This is a genomic window from Microbacterium pseudoresistens (assembly GCF_013409745.1).
GTDB lineage: Bacteria > Actinomycetota > Actinomycetes > Actinomycetales > Microbacteriaceae > Microbacterium > Microbacterium pseudoresistens.
In genome coordinates this window covers 2,245,295-2,263,864 of sequence record NZ_JACCBH010000001.1, presented here as the reverse complement: position 1 = coordinate 2,263,864, position 18,570 = coordinate 2,245,295, and the positions used below count along the sequence as shown (strand labels likewise).

Sequence of the window (18,570 nt, the reverse complement as noted above, 5' to 3'; positions counted from 1 at the left end):
ATGCGCAACTACGTCTTCGCCAGCGGACTGTTCAGCGCCGTCACGGGCGGCATCTCCCTGCTGCGGGGCTCGCGCGACGCGCCGATCACCTGGCGGGCCGTGCTGGCCTGGATCAGCTGGGGCATCACTCTCGCCCTCTCGATCGGGGCGATCGTCGACATGCGTCGCGACCAGAAAGGCGTGCCGGTCGCTCCCGACTCCCCCGTCGCCGACACGCAGGAGAAGCGCACAGCGAAGCAGATCAAGCAGGTGGAGAAGGCCGAGAAGAAGGCACGGGAGACGCAGCGCCGTTGAGCCGGCTCAGCGGGTGAGGATCAGCGCGTCTCCCTGACCGCCGCCGCCGCACAGCGACACGACCGCCGTGCCGGAGCCGCGGCGGGCCAGTTCGTGCGCCGCGTGCACGACGAGACGGTTTCCCGACACGCCGATGGGGTGCCCCATCGCGATGCCGCCGCCGTGGATGTTGACGACGTCGTGGGAGAGCCCCAGCTCGCGCTGCGAGCGCTCCACGACCGCGCCGAACGCCTCGTTGATCTCGACGAGATCGAGCTCCTCCGCCCCGATCCCCTGCTTCTCCAGCGCCGCGCGGATCGCCTGAGCCGGCTGCGCCTGCAGCGAGTTGTCGGGCCCGGCGGTCTGTCCGCTCGCGCCCAGCGCGGCGAGCACCTCCCAGCCCTGCGCCTCGGCGTTGGCGCGAGTGGTGACGATCACCGCCGAGGCACCGTCGGAGATCTGCGAGGAGTTGCCGGCAGTGATCGTCCCGCCCTCGGCGAAGGCGGGGCGCAGCTTCGCGAGCGTCTCGGGCGTCGTGTCAGGGCGCACGCCCTCGTCGGCGGTCACGACGATCGGATCGCCCTTGCGCTGCGGCACGGTCACCGGCACGATCTCGGCCTCGAACACGCCTTCTCGGGCCGCGGCGGCCGCGCGCTGGTGCGAGCGGGCGGCCACCGCATCCTGCTGCTCGCGCGTCACCTCGAAGCGCGGGTTGTGCCGCTCGGTCGAAGCCCCCATGCTCTCCTGGTCGTACGCGTCGGTCAGCCCGTCGAAGGCCATGTGATCGAGCACCTCGATCGAGCCGTAGGCCCAGCCGTCGCGCGATCCCATGAGCAGATGCGGAGCGCGGGTCATCGACTCCATTCCCGCCGCGACGACGGTCAGCGCATCCCCGGTGCGGATCATCCGCGCCGCATCGATGATCGCGGTCAGGCCCGACAGACACACCTTGTTGACGGAATGAGCCGGGACATCCCAGCCGATCCCCGCCCCGACGGCGGCCTGTCGCGCGGCGTTCTGACCGGAGCCGGCGGCGAGCACCTGGCCGACGATGACGGCGTCGATCGCGCCGGCATCCACCCCGCCCATATCCAGCGCGCCGCGGATCGCGAGCGCGCCGAGCTGCGGGGCCGTGAACGGGGCAAGCTGGCCCTTGAGCCGCCCCTGCGGGGTGCGGGCCGCCGCGACGATGACGATGTCTTCGGAGGGGGAGGTCATGCGGTCGCCTTCAGGGTCTCGGGAACGGTCAGGTCGGGCTCGGTGGCGGCGATGACGTCGTCGACGCTCACGCCTGGTGCGGTCTCCACGAGCACCAGGCCCTCGGGCGTCACGTCGATCACGGCGAGGTCGGTGATGATGCGGTCGACCACGCCCCGCCCCGTCAGCGGCAGCGAGCACTCGTTCACGATCTTGGCCGACCCGTCTTTGGCGACATGCTCCATGAGGATGATGAGCCGTCCCGCGCCGTGCACGAGATCCATCGCACCTCCGGGCCCCTTCACCATCTTCCCGGGGATCATCCAGTTGGCAAGATCGCCCGTGGCCGACACCTGCATCGCTCCGAGAATCGCCGCGTCGATCTTGCCGCCCCGGATCATTCCGAAGCTCGTCGCGGAGTCGAAGAAGGCGGTGCCGGGAAGAGTGGTGACCGTCTCCTTGCCCGCGTTGATGAGGTCGGGATCGATGTTCTCCTCCGTGGGGTACGGCCCCACGCCGAGGATGCCGTTCTCCGACTGCAGCACGACGGTCACATCGTCGGGCACGTAGTTGGGCACGAGCGTGGGCAGCCCGATGCCGAGGTTCACGTACGATCCGTCGGCGAGCTCTCGGGCGGCGCGCGCCGCCATCTCGGTTCGGGTGAGCGCCATGTCAGACTCCTTCGCTTCCGACGGAATCGCGAACGGTGCGCCGTTCGATCCGCTTCTCGATGTCGACGCCGACCTCCACCACGCGGTGCACGAACACGCCGGGAAGATGGATCGCATCCGGTTCCAGCTCGCCGGGCTCGACGAGCCGCTCGACCTGGGCGATGCAGACTCTGCCCGCCATCGCGGCGAGCGGGTTGAAATTGCGCGCGGCCTTGTTGAAGACGAGATTGCCGTGCCGGTCGCCGACGGCGGCGTGTACGAGGGCGTAATCGGTGCGGATCGCCTCCTCCAGCACGAACTCCTTCATCTCGCCGTCGACGTCGAAGGCCCGCACATCCTTGGCGGGCGAGGCCTGGGCGACCGAGCCGTCGGCGTTGTAGCGGCGGGGCAGTCCACCCTCTGCGACCTGCGTGCCCACACCGGTCTGCGTGTAGAATGCGGCGATCCCGGATCCTCCGGCGCGCAGCTTCTCGGCGAGCGTGCCTTGAGGGGTGAGCTCGAGCTCGAGCTCACCGGAGAGGAACTGCCGTTCGAACTCCTTGTTCTCGCCGACGTACGACGAGGTCATCTTCCGGATGCGCCGGGCACCGAGCAGCATGCCCAGTCCCCACTCGTCGACACCGCAGTTGTTGCTCACGACGCTGAGGTCGCCCGTGCCCTGGGCGAGCAGAGCTTCGATCAGCTGCGACGGGTTTCCGGACAGGCCGAAGCCGCCCACGGCCAGCGAGGCCCCGTCGGGGATGTCTGCCACGGCATCGGCGGCCGTCGCCCAGGTCTTGTCGATCACGCCTGCACTCCTTCGTGTCGTTCCCTCCAGCTTCCGACTCCGACGGCGCGCGGCCAAGCCCGTGCTTGCGATGTGGGCGCCCCGATCGATAGCGTCCACATTATGGAACAGCAGCAGCGCCCCCGCCGGACGGTGCCCGGCGCCCAGGCCATCGCCCGCGCCTCGGACCTGCTGCGTCGCGTGAGCGCCTCGGCCGACGGCGCATCGCTGCACGAGCTCGCCAGAGACAGCGGTCTGAGCCGCTCCACAGCGCACCGCCTGCTCACCGCGCTTCGGGTGGAGGGACTCGTCGATCAGGACGACGCATCGGCTCGCTGGCTCCCAGGGCCCGAGCTGTACCTCATGGGAACGGTGGCGGCGGCGCGGTACGACGTCACCGAGCTCGCACGCGACATCGTGCGCTCGCTCGCGGTGAAGACCGAGGAGAGCGCCTTCTTCTCCGTGCGGCGCGCCGACGAGACGGTGTGTCTGCTGCGTGAGGAAGGGTCATTCCCCATCCGCTCCTTCGTGCTCAGCGAGGGCGTGCGCTTTCCCCTCGGCGTCGCCAGTGCTGGCCTGGCGATCCTATCGTTCCAGGACGACCACGATGTGGATGCGTATCTGGAACGCCATCCGGAGCTTCCGGAGCGCTGGGGCCGTGCCCACGACGCACAGCCCCTGCGCTCACGCCTGGCCGAGACCAAGGCGCGCGGGTACGCCGTGAACCCCGGCCTCATCGTCGAGGGCAGCTGGGGCATGGGGGCGGCCGTGTTCGACCGCGACGGGCATCCGCAATGGGCGCTGAGCCTCACCGGCGTGGAGTTCCGGTTCAGCCCCGAGCGCCGCCCCGCGCTCGGCCGCACCCTGCTCGCGCACGCGCATCAGCTCACCTCGCGGATCGCGGGCGCACGCCGCTGAGCCTCCACTCCGCGGGAGCATTACATGCCTGAGGTATATACTTTCAGTATGCATCGAGACGACGTCATCCAGTCGATCGTGTTCTCAGCCCATGCCCTGGCCCGCATCGCCGCCCATGAGACCGGCAACGACACGCCCGCCGCGCAGTGGCGGGCGTTGAGCGTGCTCGACACCGAAGGCGCACTGCGCGTCGGAGACCTCGCGCACCGCAGCCGCACGACCCAGCCGGGGATGACCCGGATGGTCGGGCTGCTGGAGAAAGACGGCCTCGCCGAGCGCTCGGCCGATCCCGCCGATTCCCGAGCGACGCTCGTATCGATCACCGAGCACGGTCGCGCGGCGCTGGAGTCATGGCGTCGCGAGCTTCAGACCGTGCTCGAACCGCGTTTCGCCGACCTCGACGCCGACGACTGGACGCACCTGAGTCGTGCCGCCGAGATCCTGCGCACGCGCACCGCCCCCGAAAGGACCCCGCGTTGACCACCACCCCCTCCGTCTGGCGCCAGCCCGCGCAGGTCTGGGCCGTCGCGTTCGCCTGCGTCGTCGCCTTCATGGGCATCGGCCTGGTCGACCCGATCCTGCCCGCCATCGCCGACTCACTCGAGGCCAGCCCCGTCGAGACCGAGCTGCTGTTCACCAGCTACCTGCTCGTCACCGGCCTGGCGATGCTCGTGACCAGCTGGATCTCCAGCCGGATCGGCGCCAAGGCGACGCTGATGATCGGGCTCGGACTCGTCGTCGTCTTCGCCCTGCTGTGCGCCATGAGCAGCAGCGTCGACGCCGTGATCGGCTTCCGCGCGGGCTGGGGGCTGGGCAACGCCCTGTTCATCTCGACGGCACTCGCCACCATCGTCGGCGCGGCGTCCGGCGGCAGCAGCGCCGCGATCATCCTCTACGAGGCCGCCCTCGGCCTGGGCATCGCGGTGGGTCCGCTTCTGGGCGGACTCCTCGGCGAACAGAGCTGGCGCGGGCCGTTCTTCGGGGTCGCCGTGCTCATGGCCATCGCCTTCGTCGCCGTGCTCACGCTGCTGCGCGGCCCGGGCGAGAAGCGCGAGCGCATGCCGCTGTCGGCGCCGTTCCGCGCCCTTCGCCGTCCGGCGCTGGCCGTACTGGCCGTGGCTGCCCTGTTCTACAACATCGGGTTCTTCATCCTGCTCGCCTTCTCCCCGTTCCCGCTCGGATTCGGCGCCATGGGCATCGGGTTCACCTTCTTCGGGTGGGGCGTCGCGCTGGCCGTCACCAGCGTCTGGGTGGCCCCGATCCTCATGCGCAGGATGCCGCTGACCCGCATCATCTGGATCATCCTGCCCCTGCTGGCCCTCGACCTCATCGTCGCCGGCCTGCTCGTCGCCAACGCTGCGGCCCTCGTCGTCTGCATCGTCATCGGCGGGCTCCTGCTCGGCGTGATGAACACGGCGCTCACGGAAGCCGTCATGGAGGCGACCGACCTTCCCCGTTCGGTGGCATCGTCGGCATATTCCGCCGTGCGCTTCCTCGGCGGTGCCGCTGCTCCGCCGATCGCCGCGCTTCTCTGGCACGCGTTCAACGCGACCGTGCCCTACTTCTTCGCCGCCGCGGCGGTGCTCATCGCCGCGGGAGTGGTCTTCCTCGGCAGGAACACTCTTCGGCACCTCGATGCGCCCCGCGCGCACGATGCTGCGGAAGACGCCGAGGCGGTGCTGGTCGGCGACGCGACCTGAATGCACCGCGGGGCGGCGCTCTCAGTCCACTTCGACGTCGCCCAGTGCGAGATCGTCGTCGAGGCGCGCGCGGATGCTCGAGCCGGGGTACTGGTCCGGAGCGAGGTAGAGCAGGGCGAGCGTGCCGTCCCCGATGACGGAGACGGCGTCGAGTGACAGATCCGCCGCGAGCGCCGCCTCGACGTCGGCGGCATCATCGCCCTCCTCACCGCCGGTCTCCTCCGTGAGACGCGTGACGACATCCATGGCTCGCGCGTCGAGCACCTCCGGAGTGAGCCGCCCGAGCGCGTGCCCGATCAGTTCGCAGAGGTGGCCGACGTCGGGCTCACCCTCCTCGCGCTCCTCGTCGTCCTCATCCTCGTCCTCGTCGTCGGGCACATCGATCTCGAGCTCTTCGTCGGGCTCGTATTCGACGGTGACGCGTCCGACACCGTCCAGCTCCGCCGTCGCGGTGAGGGCGCCGTCGTCATCGGCGCTCACGTCTTCCAGCTCGATCATGGTCCCTCCTGATCCGGATCCTCCTCGTCGCCATGATCGCACCGGCGGCCCGATGAGGGAAGAGCGGATGCCGCGCGCTCAGCCCCAGACAGCGGCGACAGCGTCGGCGTCGCGGACGGCCTGCGCAAGCCCGGCCTGCGCCGCAGCCGTGCGCGCACTCGGATCCAGCGCATTCGTGCCGATCGCCGCGCGCGACTGCTCGTCGGGCGACAATACCGCACCCGGGATGCCCAGAGCTGACAGCTCAACCTGCGCAGCCGTGTCTTTGCGCGCCGCGCGGGGCATCGGCGCGATCACGACGGCTTGTGACGCGCCGTCGGCGAGATCGACGTTGGCGGGCGAGCGCATTCCGCCGTCCATGTAGCGGTGCCCGTCGATCGTGACGACCGGCCACACACCGGGTACCGCGCAGCTGGCCTCGACGGCGTCGGCCAGACTCGCCGGGCCGCCTGCGGTGAAGACCACCCGTTCGCCCGAGTCGATGTCGATCGCCGTGAGGCCCAGGTCGCGGTCGCTTGCCCAATCGGCGCCGTCGAGCCGTTGCTCGATGACGTGTCGTCGCGCCTCACGGCGGTCCTCCGCTCGGGAAGCGGCGAACCGTCCGATGCTGCGCAGCGCCGCGGCGGCATCGTGGCGGAGCGCAACGGGCAGCCCGATCCGCAGCAGCGCGGCGCCGCTGAGCCCGCCCGGGAGCTCCCGCACGACACCGCACAGTTGGCGGTCGTAGAGGTCGTCGAGCGAGAGAGGGCCGGTCAGCTGCGCGCCGACGGCCGCGCCGGCCGACGTCCCGATGATGCGATCGGCATCGCGCAACGCGAGCCCCCCGCGTTCGAGTCCGAGCAGCAGTCCTGTCGCCCAGGCGATCCCGGTCACTCCCCCACCGCCCAGCACGAGCGCGGTCCTGTCATCCGTCATCCCGCCAGGCTAACGGCGCAGGGTCGCAGACGTGCTCCTTCTCAGACGCGTCCGCTGACGCGGCGTCGACCTGACGATCGCAGGTGCGCGAAGAGCTCAGTACGGAATGTCGAGGGCGAGGAAGGCGGCGAACTCGGCGTCGTCGGGGAGCATGTCGTCGGGCGCCACGAGCTGCTCCCCGTTGGCGGCCGGTACCAACCCGCACCTCGACGTGAACGATCCACCCGCGGGGATATCGGGCATCGCGTCGCACACCGCGAAGATCTCACCGTCGATGTGGCCGACGATGTAGAGCGAGGGATACTCGGGAACCGCGTCGAGGCTCGAGGTGAACGTGCCCTCGACGAGACCCTCCTTCGAGCCCTTCAGCGCGTCGAGCGTGATCTCGCCCGTCATGATCGGCGGCTCGAACTCGCCGATCGTCTGCTCCACTCTGAACTCCACCACATCCGACAGGTCCGGGGGAAGGATGCCCTCGAAGACCGACTGCTGGTCAGGCAGCAGGTAGGCGCTCGTCGGGGTCCGGTCGATGATGCGGCCCTCGGCATCGTAGGCGGTGATGTCGAAGTAGATCTCTGCCGCGCGGGTGGAGTCGGGGTTGGTGATGACCGCGTACAGCAGCGTGTAGGCGTCCTCGTCCGGCTCCGTCATGGCGAATGGCCCGAACTCGAGGTCCGAGTGCACGGAGATCGGGATGTCGTGCACGATGCCGGCCCTGCCGTTCGTGCCGGAGGAGCCGTCCGATGCGGTGGGCGTGGGTGTGGCGGTGCCCCCTGTCGACGCGGGGTTGCCGACTGCGAGCGACACGGCGGTGACGCCGAGCCCGATCGTCGTGACGAGGAGCACGCCGCACGCGATCGCCAGGCCCATCAGCAGTCCGCCCCGCGGGGACGACGGGGTCGCAGGCGCCGGCGACTCGGGCTCCGCGGCCGGCGATGCGGAGCCATCTGGTGAGGACCCGGGAGCCGTCTGGGGTGGCGCGACCTCGGGAGGTTCAGACGAAGCGTTCGCATCGAAGTCGTGTCCGCCTGCCGAGTGCGCGTCATCCATCCTCATCGACCCCCGTCTGCTCCGGTCATCCCCGCTCAGCACGACTCCGGGGATGTGCGCGAGTGTAGCAATCGCCCGCCGAGCGCGTGCGGGTGCGCCGACGTCACCTCACTCGGGGCGGTCGATGAGAAGCAAGCCCTGCTTCGTGTCCGAGACTGTCACCCACCCGTCGCCGAACAGATACGTCATCCCGTAGCCGTCGTCGTCCTTGCCCATGGCGAACTGCGGATCGGCTGTGATGTACACACCCGACGCGGCGTCTTCCTTCACCCAGCCTTGGGAGAGGAGTGTCTCCTGAGCGCTCGCCGCGTCTTCTGCCGACAGCGGCGCCCATCCGTACAGCAGGCCGTTATCGGACGCGGTGCTGGCATCGGCCCACAGGCATTGCAGTCCGCCGGGCACGATATCGGGGCCGAAGGCGAAATCGCTTTGCCGGGCGGTCCATCCCTGATTCGTCAATACGGCGACGGTGGACGCACCGATGAGCGTGTCGCAGGTCGGCATGGCCGAGGCGTCGCCGGCCGGTGATGGCGTGCCCGCGTCTGCGGGGGTGCTCGAGGGCGTGGACTCCGGGGGGCCGGGCTGGGCCGCATCGTCTGAGACGGATGCGCACGCGGTGGCGATCCCGACGACGGCCGCGGCGAGGATGAGCGCGGAGACGCGGCGCCCCGTCGTGCGCTTCCTCACCCGTCGCGCCCTGCTGCCGCGTCACCGGCAGAGGCATCGGCGCGGCCGTCGAAGAACGCGAGGAACGCATCGTGGATCACGCCGTTGGTCGCGAGCGCCGAGCGGGAGTCGAGGGTCGCGGCGCCGTCGAACGCCGTCGTGCGCCCGCCCGCCTCGGCGACGATCGCGAAGGCGGCGGCGATGTCGTATTCCTTGACGTCGAACTCTGCCACCATGTCGATCCGGCCCTCGGCGAGCAGCATGTACGCGTACACGTCGCCGTAGGCGCGGTCGCGCCAGACGCGTCGGCTCAGCGCCACGAGAGCGTCGAGGTGTCCGGCGTCGTCCCATTGGGCGATGCTCTGGAAGCTGACGCTCGCCTCGTCGAGGGTGTCGACCGATGACACCCGGATGGGGCGGGACGCGCGGGCGTCGCTCGTCCACGCGCCGAGCCCCGGCGCCGCCCACCAGCGGCGGCCGAGTGCGGGCATGCTCACCACGCCGACGCGCGCGACGCCGTCGATCGCGAGCGAGATCATGGTGCCCCACAGCGGCACTCCGCGGAGGAAGTTGGCGGTGCCGTCGATGGGATCGATGATCCACTGCCGGTGGGTGTCGCCCTCTGTGCCGTACTCCTCACCGAGGATGCCGTCGTCGGGGCGCTCGGCGCGGAGCAGCTCGCGAACTGAGCGCTCCGCAGCGAGATCGGCATCGGTGACGTGCGAGCGATCCGGCTTGAGCGACACCGTCAGGTCGCCCGCCTCGAAGCGGGGAAGCGTCTGCGCATCGGCCGCATCCGCCAGGCGGAGGGCGAGCTCGAGATCCGCCGTGAAATCGGGAGATTGGAGGGTTCCGGACACGCCTCCAGCGTACTTGCGGACCGGTCCCGCCTCGATTTCGCCTGATATGAATCGCCTGCTAATGTTGTTCTTCGGTCGGAGATGATCCGACCATGCGCCTCTAGCTCAATCGGCAGAGCAATTGACTCTTAATCAATGGGTTCAGGGTTCAAGTCCCTGGGGGCGCACCGCCTGCGAAGCCCGCGATCCTGTGGAGACATGAGATCGCGGGCTTCGTCGTTCGCACGGCCGACGGCTCGCGCACGCGGTTCCGAAGTCCCGCGCCTACGCAAAGAGAAAGGCCCCGTGAGCCTGCTCGCGCAGGATCACGGGGCCTCAACCCGACAGTGACAACGGCTTGGTGGAGCTGGGGGGAATCGAACCCCCGTCCAACGCTGAGTCTCCACGCCTTCTCCGGGCGCAGTCTGTGCAGACGTTCTGCTCGGCTCCGACCTTTGTCACAGACACCTAAGTCGACAAGCCCAGCCTGGGAAGAGTCCCGCGTGACGTCCAGACGCCGTCACGCAGCAAGATTCCTAGATGACGCCAGGATCCGTACCGGAATCACATACGGTCTGACGGACTATCGGGCTCGCTTATGCAGCGAGGGCGAAGTCGTTGCGCTTTGCATTGGCAACTATTGTTTTGCAGGGGGCGTTCACGAGATAACCCTGCATCCTCGGCCCGCTTCTCGTGGATTCACAGGCGCTGTCGAAACCGATCAGCCCCGTGCCCTTCTCTCGAAGGAGCCGTTGTCGCTCTGTGGAGTTGTCAGCGGATGCCGAAGCACCCGAGCATCACAGGATACAACGCATCCGCTGCGCCCGCCATTCCAGGATCGCACCGCACGTCTGAGCCGTGGCGTAGAGTCGGCCGCATGAGCGAGGTCATCATCACGGTCCGAGGCGAGCACGAGGTTCGGATCGCACCCGAGAGGGCGACCGTTCACCTCACGGTCGGCTTCGACGGCCCCGATCGGGAGCAGGTCGTGGCTCAAGCACTGAGCGCCGCGGCACCGTTGCGGGACGGACTGACCGCGCATCAGGAGTCGGGCGCGGTCGAGGAGTGGACGAGCAAGCGCCTTGCGGTGCGTGCTGAACGTCCGTGGAACAACGAGGGCAAGCGACTGGCGCCCGTGTTCCACGCGACGATCGACGCCACCGCCACGTTCTCCGATCTCTCCGCGATGTCGCTGTGGGCGACCGAGATCTCGGGCTGGGACGGCATCACGATCGGGAACACCTCATGGGAACTGACGCCCGAGACCCGCCGCAGCACCGAAGCCGACGTCGCCGCCCGGACCGTGAACACCGCCGTCGCACGGGCCACCGCCTACGCCGAGGCGCTGGGACTGGACGAGGTGCAGCCGGTCGAGATCGCCGATGTGGGAATGATCAGCTCATCCCCTGCCCCGGCTCCCACGGGCGGGATGCGCGCGATGCGCACCGGCGCCTTCGTCGCCTCAGCACCCGAGATGGAGTTCCACCCCGACGACATCACCGTGTCGGCCACGGTCGAAGCGCGATTTCGCGCGAGCTGAGCCTCCCGCGCCGATCGGCTCAGACCACGAAGGGCGCGAGTTCGGCGCCGAGGCGCTCCGAGACGCGCGCATGCACGAGCGTGCCGGTCTCGCGGTGCTCGCTTGAGAGCAGCATCCCCGTCTCGTGCACCGCGGCGACCAGATCGCCGCGGTCGTAGGGCACGAGCGCCGTGATCTCCACGGCCGGCTGGGGCAATGCCTCGGCGATCGCCTCGCGGAGCTCGTCGATGCCCTCCCCGGTCCGCGACGAGGCGAAGTGCGCGCCGGGGACGAGGCCGCGCAGGACGAGTCGCTCGTCGTCGCTCACGAGATCGGCCTTGTTGAACACGACGATCTCGGGAACACCGCGCACGCCCACATCGCCCATCACGTCGCGCACGGTCTGCAACTGACTCGCCGGATCCGGATGCGAACCGTCCACGACGTGCACGACGACGTCAGCGTCGCCGACCTCCTCCAGAGTCGAACGGAACGCCTCGACGAGCTGGTGCGGCAGGTTGCGCACGAATCCCACCGTGTCGGTGAGCGTATAGACACGGCCGTCGGTGGTCTCCGAGCGCCGCACGGTCGCATCCAGCGTCGCGAACAGGGCGTTCTCGACCAGCACTCCCGCGCTGGTGAGCGCATTGAGCAGGCTCGACTTTCCGGCATTCGTGTAACCGGCGATGGCCACGGACGGGATCGTGTTGCGCTTGCGCTCGGCGCGCTTGGCCTCGCGGGCAGGGGCGAAGTCGCGGATCTGACGGCGGAGCATGGCCATCCGCGTGCGGATACGCCGACGATCCAGCTCGATCTTCGTCTCGCCGGGGCCGCGCGAGCCCATGCCGGCGCCGCCCGCGCCCACCTGGCCACCGGCCTGACGGCTCATCGAGTCGCCCCATCCGCGCAGCCGTGGCAGGAGGTATTCGAGCTGGGCGAGTTCGACCTGCGCCTTGCCCTCGCGGCTCTTGGCGTGCTGGCTGAAGATGTCGAGGATCACCGTGGTGCGGTCGATCACCTTCACCTTCACCACGTCTTCCAGCGCGCGTCGCTGGCTGGGAGCGAGTTCCGTGTCGGCGATGACCGTATCGGCGCCGACCGCCGCGACGATGTCCTTGAGCTCGGCCGCCTTGCCCCGGCCGACGTAGGTGGCCGGATCCGGATGCGGGCGTCGCTGCAGCACGCCGTCGAGCACGACCGCTCCGGCCGTCTCGGCGAGGGCGGCGAGTTCTCGCAACGAGTTCTCCGCCTCATCCTGCGCTCCCTGCGGATACACGCCGACGAGCACCACGTTCTCCAATCGGAGCTGACGGTACTCGACCTCGGTGACGTCCTCGAGCTCCGTCGACAGACCGGGCACCCGGCGCAGCGCGTGGCGCTCCTCCAGATCCCACTGATCGCCGTCGGTGCGCGATCCGGCCGCCGTCGTCGCATCCTGCAGCGCCTGAGCTGCGCCGAAGATGCGCGCCTGCGTACGTGGCTCAGCGGCCTTCAGCACGCGCTCGATCGCGTCGTCGTGCTCGTCGTTCTTCGTGGACTGCGTCATCCGCACCTTTCTGCCGCTCTTCGACGAAGAGCGCCTTAACCTTATCCGTGGCTCTCCGCTACGCTCTCGCTATGGGGTCCGACCACTACTTCACCGCGACCCCCGCGAGTCCTGAGAATCTGCGTCGGATCCGGGTCGTGCTCGCGGGCCGCGAGCTCGAGCTCACCACCGCCGGCGGCGTGTTCAGTCCCGACCATGTGGATGCCGGAACAGCCGTGCTCCTTGCGAACACGCCGCCCGCTCCCCCTGGCGGCCATTTCCTCGACCTCGGCTGCGGGTGGGGGCCCATCTCGATCTCCCTCGCCCTGCAATCGCCGCACGCGACGATCTGGGCCGTCGACGTGAACGAGCGCGCGCTCGACCTCGTGCGCCGGAACGCCCGGGAGCTCGGCCTCGACAACATCAACGCCGTCACGCCCGACGCTGTTCCCGACGACGTCGTCTTCCGCACGATCCGCTCCAACCCGCCGATCCGCGTGGGCAAGAACGAGTTGCACGGCCTGCTCGAGCGATGGATTCCCCGGCTCGACGAACGCAGCGACGGCTGGTTCGTCGTCAGCCGCAATCTCGGCGCCGACTCGCTCCAGCGCTGGCTGGCCGCCACCTTCGACATCGGCTACAGCGTGTACCGCGCGACGACCGGACGCGGGTTCCGGGTGCTCAAGGTGCAGCGTCACGGTGCACCGCGCACCGACGCCATCGCGACGCTCTGAGACGATCAGAAGGACCCTGAGCTGCCCAGGGCGTCCGTGCCCGATCCCGCCGCTTCCAGCAGTCCGGGCAGCAGCGCCATGTCGTCGAAGACGACGGTGTCGTCGCCTTCGAGCCAGTCCGGTGGCGTGAGTCCGCCGGAGTAGCCGAACGCGCGCATTCCCGCGGCCCTCGCCGCGGCGACCCCGAACCGGCTGTCTTCGACCACCGCGCACCGCTCCGGGGGCACCCCCATCCGCTCCGCCGCATGCAGGAACAGATCGGGGGCGGGTTTTCCGTGGGCGACCTCCGTGGCGCTGAAGATGCGTCCTTCGAACCTCGGCAGGAGTCCGGTGAGGCCGAGCGTGTGCCGGATCTTCGAGTGCGGGCCGCTGGAGGCGACGCATGTCGGGCCGGAGATCGCATCCAGCGCGGAGATCACGCCCGGAACGGCCTCCAGTTCGCGTTCGAACGCTTCCGCGTACAGCGGGAGGTACGGCTCTTCCCAGTCGTCGGGCAGCGTCCGGCCGAGATGACTCTCGATCTCGGCGCGGAAATGCGCCGCGGAGCGTCCGACGAAGCGGTGCACGATCTCGGTCTCGGTGAGCGACCAGCCGAGATCCGCCAGCAGCTGCTGGTCGATGCGGACGCCCAGTCGCTCGCTGTCGACGAGCACGCCGTCGCAGTCGAAGATGACGAGCTCGATCGGCACCGCCACGGTTCAGGCGAGTTCGATCTCGCCGTGGAAGACGATCTGCGCGGACCCCGACAGCGCGACGTGCTCGCCGTCATCGCCGGGGAACATCCGTGCTCCCAGCGTTCCGCCGGGCACCTCGACCTCCCACGTGTCGGGAGCGGCCGAGCCCGCCCAGTGGCGCACCGCGAGAGCTGACGCGACCACGCCCGTGCCGCAGCTGAGGGTTTCGCCGACGCCGCGCTCGAACACGCGCATCCGCACGCGTCCGACCCCGTCCTGCACGAGCGGATCGCCGGGGACCACGAACTCGATGTTCGCGCCGTTCTCCGGTACAGGGGCGAGCTCCGGCGAGTGCACGAGGTCGAGCCCGGCCAGCTCGGCATCTGAGGCCAGGGCGACGACGACGTGCGGGTTGCCCACGTCGATGCCGAGTCCAGGACGCGGCACACCCAATCCGGCGGCGCGCGCGAGGGGCTCGCCGCCCGCGATACGCCAAGTGCCCATGTCCACCTCGTACCCGTTGTCGGCCAGCGTCACGGCCCGCACACCGGCGCGCGTGCCGATGTGCAGCGTCTCGCCCGCGCCGAGTTCGGCTAGGCCGCTGCGGATCAGGTAGTGCGCGAAGACGCGCACGCCGTTGCCGCACATCTCCGCCACCGAGCCGTCGGCGTTGCGGTAGTCCATGAACCACTCCGCCGCAGGATTCTCCGCGAGCGCGGCCGCACCCTCGACGAGCGCCGTGGAGCGCACAACGCGCAGCAGGCCGTCGCCCCCGATACCGAAGTGGCGGTCGCACAGCGCCGCAACCTGATCGGGCTCGAAGCCCGCCTGCCCGTCGGCGTCTTCGATGATGACGAAGTCATTGCCCGTCCCGTGCCCCTTGGCGAATGCGACCATGCGCCAAGTCTACGAAGCATCTCCCCTTCGCGATCTCTTCACCGGCGGATCTGCGTATCGTCCCGGTCACCGCAAGACTCTGTAACGACCGCAGAGGAAGGCGCGGTTGCGTGCGGTGTCGATGAGATCCAGCTCCAGCCGCCGCGGAAGCACCGGGGCGCCCGCGCCGAGTGTCACCGGGGCGTATTGCAGCCAGACCTCGTCGAGGAGGCCGGCGTCGGCGAACTGGCCGGCGAGATCTCCGCCGCCCACGATCCACAGATCCTTTCCCTCTGCAGCAGCAGCCATCTCGGCGTGCACCTCGCGGACATCGGCTTGTGTGAAGCGCACGTCGCCCGAGGCCGGCGGCGCAAGATCGCGGTGGGTGAACACCCAGGTGGGCTGCGTGTAGGTCCACGCCCCGTTCTCGTGCGCCATGACCCATTCATACGTCGAGGCGCCCATCGCCAGCGCCCCGATGCCCTCGACGAAGGCCGGGTAGGCCATCGGCCCGTCGAGATCGATGTCCTGAGTCAGCAGCCAGTCCAGTGAGTGATCCGCTGTCGCGATGAACCCGTCGAGGCTGGTCGCCGTGTAGAAATGGGTCGTCATCCTGCCAGGATGTCAGCAGCCTCCGACATCGGAGGGATCCACTCGATCTGCGGGTACCGTTTGAACCACGACACCTGGCGGCGCGCGTAGCGGCGCGTGAGCGCCTGGGTCTCCGCGATCGCCTCCGTCTCGCTCCTCTCCCCGCGCAGTTGAGCGAGCGCCTGGGCGTAGCCGATGGCGCGCGAGGCGGTGGTCCCCTCCTCGAGGCCGGCCTCGCGCAGTGCGCGCACCTCGTCGAGCATTCCCTGCGCCCACATCCGCTCCGTGCGGGCGTCGAGACGCTCGACGAGGTCGGCTCGGTCGACGTGCAGGCCGAGGATGCGCGTGCGTTCGCACCACAGCGCAGGCTCGGCGGGCAGGGCGGCACCGTGCGTCTGCGCGCCCTGCTCCAGGACCTCCAGAGCCCGGATGACACGGCGGCCGTTCTTCATGTCGATGCGCGCGGCGGTGAGGGGATCCCGCTCCTGCAGCCGCGCGAACAGCGCACCCGGCCCGAGATCGGCAAGCTCCTGCTCGAGCCGCGCGCGCACCTCGGGGTCGCGCGGCGGAAAGCGGAAGTCGAAGAGCACGCTGGAGACGTACAGCCCCGAACCGCCCACGAGGATCGCATCGCCGCCACCGGCATGGATCCGCGCGATCGCCGCACGGGCCAGCGGCTGGTACCACGCCACAGCGGCATCCTCGGTCACCTCGCGTACGTCGAGCAGGTGATGCGGGATGCCGCGCCGCTCGTCGACACTGAGCTTGGCCGTGCCGATGTCCATGCCGCGGTACAGCTGCATGGCGTCCGCGTTGACGATCTGGGCGGGGTTTCCCCCTGCACGCAGATGCTCGGCGAGGCGCAGGGCGAGTTCGCTCTTGCCGGTGCCCGTCGCGCCGACGACCGCCCAGAGCATGGTCGTCGAACGGGAGCTCTCAGACACCGATGCGAAGCGTGGGCAGGCCCAGCGACACCGGACGCGGCGCGCCAGGCTCGGACGGCGCGGCCGGGACGCCGCACGTCTCTGCCTGCGCGCGATCCCATGCCTCGCCGCCGCGCGTGCGTCGGATGCGCAGGGGCGCGCCGTCGACAGCATCGGCCAGCAGGTGGAACGGCGCGGCGTGGGTCACCGTCACGGTCACGGCGTCGCCGGGACGCGGAAGGTCTGACCCGACGGGAACCTCGAAGTGGACGAGACGGTTGTCCTTGGCCCGACCGGTGAGCCGATGCGTCTCGGCATCCTTCTTGCCCTCGCCCACCGACACGAGCACCTCGACCTCGCGGCCCAGCTGCTTCTGGTTCTCCTCGAGTGAGATGCGTTCCTGCAGCGCGATGAGCCGGTCATAGCGCTCCTGCACGACCGCCTTGGGCACCTGATCCGCCATCGTCGCGGCAGGAGTGCCCTCGCGGATCGAGTACTGGAACGTGAACGCACTGGCGAAGCGCGCCTGCTCCACCACACGCATGGTGTCTTCGAAGTCCTCATCGGTCTCGCCGGGGAAGCCGACGATGATGTCGGTGGAGATCGCCGCGTGCGGAATGCGCTCGCGCACGCGATCGAGGATGCCGAGGAACTTCGCGCTCCGATAGGAGCGACGCATCGCCTTCAAGATGCGGTCGCTACCGGATTGCAGCGGCATGTGCAGCTGCGGCATGACACTCGGGGTCTCGGCCATGGCGTGGATGACGTCGTCGGTGAAGGCCGCCGGGTGCGGACTCGTGAAGCGGATGCGCTCCAGCCCTTCGATCTCGCCCGCGGCCCGCAGCAGTTTGCCGAAGGCCCGGCGGTCCCCGAACTCGACGCCGTAGGAGTTCACGTTCTGACCGAGGAGGGTGACCTCGATGGCCCCGTCGTCGACGAGGAGACGGATCTCGCTGAGAATATCGCCCGGGCGACGGTCCTTCTCCTTGCCGCGCAGGCTCGGCACGATGCAGAACGTGCACGTGTTGTTGCAGCCGACCGAGATCGACACCCAGCCGCTGTGCGCCGAGTCGCGGCGCGTGGGGAGGGTGGAGGGGAAGACCTCGAGCGATTCGAGGATCTCCAGCTCAGCCTCGCCGTTGTGACGCGCACGCTCGAGCAAGCCGGGCAGCGAGCCCATGTTGTGCGTGCCGAAGACGACATCGACCCAGGGCGCCTTGTCGACGACCTTCTGCTGGTCCATCTGTGCCAGGCACCCGCCGACGGCGATCTGCATGCCCTCGCGCTTGTCCTTGCGGGACTTCAGGTGCCCCAGCGTGCCGTAGAGCTTGCCCGCGGCGTTATCGCGCACGGCGCAGGTGTTGATGATCACGACATCGGCCTCGGCACCTGCCTCGGCGCGGATGTACCCGGCGCTCTCCAGAGAGCCGGACAGGCGCTCGGAGTCGTGCACGTTCATCTGGCAACCGAAGGTGCGCACCTCGTAGGTGCGTGCGCGGCCGGTGTCGTCGAACGCGGCCGAAGACGGCGCGATGACGGTCGGGGCACTGGAGGGAGTGGTCATGATGCAGACCATTCTACGATCGTCCACCCGTGACGGCCCTGCCGGGTGCTATCAGTCCGAGTCGACGAAGCGCACACCGACCCCGCCACCGCCTGCGGCATGCCGCGCCTCCCGCAGCGCACGGGTCGCAGCGTTTCGGGAGATCTGGCCGCTGTACCCTCGACGAGCCAGCTGGCCGGTGAGCCGTCGCAGCGCCGTCTCGTCGTCGTAGCGGATGAGGCTGCGCGCCTTGCCCTCGGCGAAGGCGAGGGCGTGCTCGAAGTCGTCGTCCTCGACGGCGGCGAGAGCCTGATCGATGAGCTCGCTCGCGATTCCACGCTGGCGCAGCGTGCGCCCGATGACGACGCGTCCCTGTCCCTTTCGCTCGATGCCCGCACGGACGATGTGATCGGCGAGGGTCTGATCATCGAGATAGCGACGCTCCTCGAACTCGTCGACGAGGTTGCTGATCTGCGCCTCGCTCGCCCCGGAGCCGCGCAGCAGAGTGCGTGCCTCCGCGGAGGAGAGCTGTTTGGAGCGCAGCTTGCGCACGAGCACGTTCCGCAGGCCCTCCTCGTCGACCGATCCGCTGTCATCCCAACCCGCGGTCGGAGCGTGCGTGCGTGCCACATGCACTCCGACGGGAACGGGCCGCGAGGCTGCCCGCCGCGCCGGATGGGCAGGGCCCGGCG

At 69.4% G+C, this 18,570-nt stretch carries 21 protein-coding genes, 1 tRNA gene and 1 other RNA gene; 7 read left to right on the top strand and 16 right to left on the bottom strand.

What is annotated here, in order from left to right; genetic code table 11:
* The gene (locus BKA02_RS11165) at positions 1-294 is read left to right on the top strand and encodes a hypothetical protein (RefSeq protein ID WP_179434056.1); all 294 of its coding nucleotides are present in this window, start codon (positions 1-3) and stop codon (positions 292-294) included.
* Between the two features lie 6 nt (positions 295-300).
* On the opposite strand, the gene BKA02_RS11160 is transcribed toward BKA02_RS11165, so the two are convergent.
* Genes BKA02_RS11160 through BKA02_RS11150 form a run of 3 tightly spaced genes read right to left on the bottom strand, consistent with a single transcriptional unit; the run spans position 301 to position 2,928 of the window.
* Entirely contained in the window at positions 301-1,491 is a 1,191-nt protein-coding gene (locus tag BKA02_RS11160; protein WP_179434054.1) for an acetyl-CoA C-acetyltransferase, read from the bottom strand.
* Positions 1,488-2,141, bottom strand: a complete 654-nt coding sequence (locus BKA02_RS11155) for a CoA transferase subunit B (protein WP_179434052.1) — start codon at positions 2,139-2,141, stop codon at positions 1,488-1,490. The genes BKA02_RS11160 and BKA02_RS11155 overlap by 4 nt, the downstream gene beginning before the upstream one ends.
* 1 nt (position 2,142) lies before the next feature.
* Entirely contained in the window at positions 2,143-2,928 is a 786-nt protein-coding gene (locus tag BKA02_RS11150; protein WP_179434050.1) for a 3-oxoacid CoA-transferase subunit A, read from the bottom strand.
* Between the two features lie 102 nt (positions 2,929-3,030).
* On the opposite strand from BKA02_RS11150, the gene BKA02_RS11145 reads away from it, so the two are divergent.
* The 3 genes from BKA02_RS11145 to BKA02_RS11135 are packed head-to-tail and all read left to right on the top strand — an operon-like array spanning position 3,031 to position 5,525.
* On the top strand, positions 3,031-3,825 hold the full coding sequence (locus tag BKA02_RS11145; protein ID WP_179434048.1) for an IclR family transcriptional regulator: 795 nt from the start codon (positions 3,031-3,033) through the stop codon (positions 3,823-3,825).
* 48 nt (positions 3,826-3,873) lie between these two features.
* On the top strand, positions 3,874-4,305 hold the full coding sequence (locus BKA02_RS11140) for a MarR family winged helix-turn-helix transcriptional regulator (protein ID WP_179434046.1): 432 nt from the start codon (positions 3,874-3,876) through the stop codon (positions 4,303-4,305).
* The gene (locus BKA02_RS11135; protein WP_179430096.1) at positions 4,302-5,525 is read left to right on the top strand and encodes an MFS transporter; all 1,224 of its coding nucleotides are present in this window, start codon (positions 4,302-4,304) and stop codon (positions 5,523-5,525) included. The genes BKA02_RS11140 and BKA02_RS11135 overlap by 4 nt, the downstream gene beginning before the upstream one ends.
* Before the next feature lie 21 nt (positions 5,526-5,546).
* Here the strand turns inward: BKA02_RS11135 and BKA02_RS11130 are convergent, their stop codons facing one another.
* From BKA02_RS11130 to BKA02_RS11110, 5 genes are all read right to left on the bottom strand, one after another.
* Positions 5,547-6,023: a hypothetical protein gene (locus tag BKA02_RS11130; protein WP_179434044.1), complete on the bottom strand. Its 477-nt coding sequence runs from the start codon at positions 6,021-6,023 to the stop codon at positions 5,547-5,549.
* 78 nt (positions 6,024-6,101) lie between these two features.
* Positions 6,102-6,938, bottom strand: a complete 837-nt coding sequence (locus BKA02_RS11125; RefSeq protein ID WP_179434042.1) for a patatin-like phospholipase family protein — start codon at positions 6,936-6,938, stop codon at positions 6,102-6,104.
* Positions 6,939-7,034: 96 nt separating this feature from the next.
* Positions 7,035-7,808, bottom strand: a complete 774-nt coding sequence (locus tag BKA02_RS11120; protein ID WP_179434040.1) for a hypothetical protein — start codon at positions 7,806-7,808, stop codon at positions 7,035-7,037.
* 288 nt (positions 7,809-8,096) lie between these two features.
* Complete coding sequence (locus tag BKA02_RS11115) at positions 8,097-8,675, bottom strand: hypothetical protein (protein WP_179434038.1); 579 nt, start codon at positions 8,673-8,675, stop codon at positions 8,097-8,099.
* A complete protein-coding gene (locus BKA02_RS11110; protein ID WP_179434036.1) occupies positions 8,672-9,514 on the bottom strand; it encodes an inositol monophosphatase family protein in 843 nt (280 codons plus the stop codon). Before BKA02_RS11110 ends, BKA02_RS11115 begins: the two co-directional genes overlap by 4 nt.
* 94 nt (positions 9,515-9,608) lie before the next feature.
* Here BKA02_RS11110 and BKA02_RS11105 point away from each other — a divergent pair.
* A tRNA-Lys gene (locus tag BKA02_RS11105) sits at positions 9,609-9,681 on the top strand.
* 171 nt (positions 9,682-9,852) lie between these two features.
* Here the strand turns inward: BKA02_RS11105 and ssrA are convergent.
* Positions 9,853-10,222, bottom strand: a transfer-messenger RNA (tmRNA) gene (gene ssrA, locus BKA02_RS11100).
* Between the two features lie 148 nt (positions 10,223-10,370).
* Between ssrA and BKA02_RS11095 the strand changes: the two genes are divergently transcribed.
* Complete coding sequence (locus tag BKA02_RS11095) at positions 10,371-11,033, top strand: SIMPL domain-containing protein (RefSeq protein WP_179434034.1); 663 nt, start codon at positions 10,371-10,373, stop codon at positions 11,031-11,033.
* A 19-nt stretch (positions 11,034-11,052) separates the two neighbouring features.
* On the opposite strand, the gene hflX is transcribed toward BKA02_RS11095, so the two are convergent.
* Positions 11,053-12,558, bottom strand: a complete 1,506-nt coding sequence (gene hflX, locus BKA02_RS11090; protein WP_179434032.1) for a GTPase HflX — start codon at positions 12,556-12,558, stop codon at positions 11,053-11,055.
* Positions 12,559-12,629: 71 nt separating this feature from the next.
* On the opposite strand from hflX, the gene BKA02_RS11085 reads away from it, so the two are divergent.
* Positions 12,630-13,271, top strand: a complete 642-nt coding sequence (locus tag BKA02_RS11085; protein ID WP_179434030.1) for a class I SAM-dependent methyltransferase — start codon at positions 12,630-12,632, stop codon at positions 13,269-13,271.
* Between the two features lie 5 nt (positions 13,272-13,276).
* Here BKA02_RS11085 and BKA02_RS11080 read toward each other — a convergent pair whose 3' ends face one another.
* From BKA02_RS11080 to BKA02_RS11055, 6 genes are all read right to left on the bottom strand, one after another.
* The gene (locus tag BKA02_RS11080) at positions 13,277-13,966 is read right to left on the bottom strand and encodes an HAD-IA family hydrolase (RefSeq protein ID WP_179434029.1); all 690 of its coding nucleotides are present in this window, start codon (positions 13,964-13,966) and stop codon (positions 13,277-13,279) included.
* 3 nt (positions 13,967-13,969) lie between these two features.
* Positions 13,970-14,842: a diaminopimelate epimerase gene (gene dapF / locus BKA02_RS11075; RefSeq protein WP_179434026.1), complete on the bottom strand. Its 873-nt coding sequence runs from the start codon at positions 14,840-14,842 to the stop codon at positions 13,970-13,972.
* 66 nt (positions 14,843-14,908) lie between these two features.
* Complete coding sequence (locus tag BKA02_RS11070) at positions 14,909-15,433, bottom strand: dihydrofolate reductase family protein (protein ID WP_179434024.1); 525 nt, start codon at positions 15,431-15,433, stop codon at positions 14,909-14,911.
* A complete protein-coding gene (gene miaA, locus BKA02_RS11065) occupies positions 15,430-16,329 on the bottom strand; it encodes a tRNA (adenosine(37)-N6)-dimethylallyltransferase MiaA (RefSeq protein WP_179435434.1) in 900 nt (299 codons plus the stop codon). Before miaA ends, BKA02_RS11070 begins: the two co-directional genes overlap by 4 nt.
* A gap of 19 nt (positions 16,330-16,348) precedes the next feature.
* Positions 16,349-17,899, bottom strand: coding sequence for a tRNA (N6-isopentenyl adenosine(37)-C2)-methylthiotransferase MiaB (miaB, locus tag BKA02_RS11060; RefSeq protein ID WP_179434021.1), 1,551 nt, complete (start codon positions 17,897-17,899; stop codon positions 16,349-16,351).
* A 51-nt stretch (positions 17,900-17,950) separates the two neighbouring features.
* A complete protein-coding gene (locus BKA02_RS11055; protein ID WP_179434019.1) occupies positions 17,951-18,508 on the bottom strand; it encodes a RecX family transcriptional regulator in 558 nt (185 codons plus the stop codon).
* Positions 18,509-18,570 lie beyond the last annotated feature (62 nt).

Excerpts from the sequence above, each read along its gene's own strand:
- BKA02_RS11165 (WP_179434056.1), top strand. The coding sequence starts at position 1 with ATGCGCAACTACGTCTTCGCCAGCGGACTGTTCAGCGCCGTCACGGGC.
- BKA02_RS11160 (WP_179434054.1), bottom strand. The coding sequence starts at position 1,491 with ATGACCTCCCCCTCCGAAGACATCGTCATCGTCGCGGCGGCCCGCACC.
- BKA02_RS11155 (WP_179434052.1), bottom strand. The coding sequence starts at position 2,141 with ATGGCGCTCACCCGAACCGAGATGGCGGCGCGCGCCGCCCGAGAGCTC.
- BKA02_RS11145 (WP_179434048.1), top strand. The coding sequence starts at position 3,031 with ATGGAACAGCAGCAGCGCCCCCGCCGGACGGTGCCCGGCGCCCAGGCC.
- BKA02_RS11140 (WP_179434046.1), top strand. The coding sequence starts at position 3,874 with ATGCATCGAGACGACGTCATCCAGTCGATCGTGTTCTCAGCCCATGCC.
- BKA02_RS11130 (WP_179434044.1), bottom strand. The coding sequence starts at position 6,023 with ATGATCGAGCTGGAAGACGTGAGCGCCGATGACGACGGCGCCCTCACC.
- BKA02_RS11125 (WP_179434042.1), bottom strand. The coding sequence starts at position 6,938 with ATGACGGATGACAGGACCGCGCTCGTGCTGGGCGGTGGGGGAGTGACC.
- BKA02_RS11120 (WP_179434040.1), bottom strand. The coding sequence starts at position 7,808 with ATGGGCCTGGCGATCGCGTGCGGCGTGCTCCTCGTCACGACGATCGGG.
- BKA02_RS11095 (WP_179434034.1), top strand. The coding sequence starts at position 10,371 with ATGAGCGAGGTCATCATCACGGTCCGAGGCGAGCACGAGGTTCGGATC.
- hflX (WP_179434032.1), bottom strand. The coding sequence starts at position 12,558 with ATGACGCAGTCCACGAAGAACGACGAGCACGACGACGCGATCGAGCGC.
- BKA02_RS11085 (WP_179434030.1), top strand. The coding sequence starts at position 12,630 with ATGGGGTCCGACCACTACTTCACCGCGACCCCCGCGAGTCCTGAGAAT.
- dapF (WP_179434026.1), bottom strand. The coding sequence starts at position 14,842 with ATGGTCGCATTCGCCAAGGGGCACGGGACGGGCAATGACTTCGTCATC.
- BKA02_RS11070 (WP_179434024.1), bottom strand. The coding sequence starts at position 15,433 with ATGACGACCCATTTCTACACGGCGACCAGCCTCGACGGGTTCATCGCG.
- miaA (WP_179435434.1), bottom strand. The coding sequence starts at position 16,329 with ATGCTCTGGGCGGTCGTCGGCGCGACGGGCACCGGCAAGAGCGAACTC.
- miaB (WP_179434021.1), bottom strand. The coding sequence starts at position 17,899 with ATGACCACTCCCTCCAGTGCCCCGACCGTCATCGCGCCGTCTTCGGCC.